Below are 854 nucleotides of genomic sequence, written 5' to 3'. Positions count from 1 at the left end.
GAACGGCTCTGGGCCCACCCGGGCCTGCGCCCCCTCTCGGGCCTGGATGACACCACGAGCTCCCCCATCGCCGCCTACCGCTGGGAATACACGGACCGGGCCCTGACCGAGCAGCTCCTCCTCGAGGACGAGGGCCACCCGGCCACCGTGTCCCAGGGCCACGCCGCCGTCCGCTACACCAACCCCACCACCGGCGGGGACGTGATGCCGACCATCCGCGCCGAATTCCACCGCCTCCGCCCCGGCGCGTCCACCGAAGCCCTCCGCGAGGTCGGCTCCAGCGTCTGGCAGGTCTTCGAAGGCTCCGGCACGGTGGTCCTGAACGGCGAGACCAGGACTCTGGCCAAGGGCGACCTGTTCGTCGTCCCGTCCTGGACCCAGTGGTCCCTGCAGGCCCAGGCTGGCTCTGAAACGGAGTTTGACCTGTTCCGTTTCAGCGACGCCCCCATTTTCGAACGGCTGAACTTCAACCGCACCTACACCGAAGGACGCAACACCAAATGAGACTCCTCACCCTCCGGCTCAATTCCGCCTCCGGCAAAGCTACCGTGGCGGTCCGCCAGGACGGGACCACCCTGACCGAGATCGGCGGCTTCGCCGACGTCGGGGAACTCCTCCGCTCCGACGGCTGGGAAGCGACCGCTAAGGCTGCCGCCGGCGCCACGCACCCGCTCGAGGGCGCTGACCTGGACGCCGTCGTCCCCGCCCCCGGCAAGATCATCTGCGTGGGCCACAACTACCGCAACCACATCAAGGAAATGGGCCGGGACGTCCCCGAGTTCCCCACCCTGTTCGCGAAGTACTCCGAATCCCTCATCGGCCCCAACGATGACCTGGCCCTCCCGCAGGAATCC

The 854-nt window shown here is 68.5% G+C and carries 2 protein-coding genes; both read left to right on the top strand.

Features of this window, described 5'->3' with window-relative positions; translation table 11 throughout:
• A partial coding sequence (locus tag AC1DES_RS19135) for a cupin domain-containing protein (RefSeq protein ID WP_476897275.1) occupies nucleotides 1-504 on the top strand: 504 nt, incomplete at its 5' end.
• The coding region (locus tag AC1DES_RS19130) for a fumarylacetoacetate hydrolase family protein (protein ID WP_476897274.1) at nucleotides 501-854 on the top strand (354 nt) is incomplete at its 3' end. The genes AC1DES_RS19135 and AC1DES_RS19130, both read left to right, overlap by 4 nt.

Source organism: Arthrobacter sp. 05T442, assembly GCF_056395945.1.
This window is presented reverse-complemented; position numbering and strand designations above follow the sequence as displayed.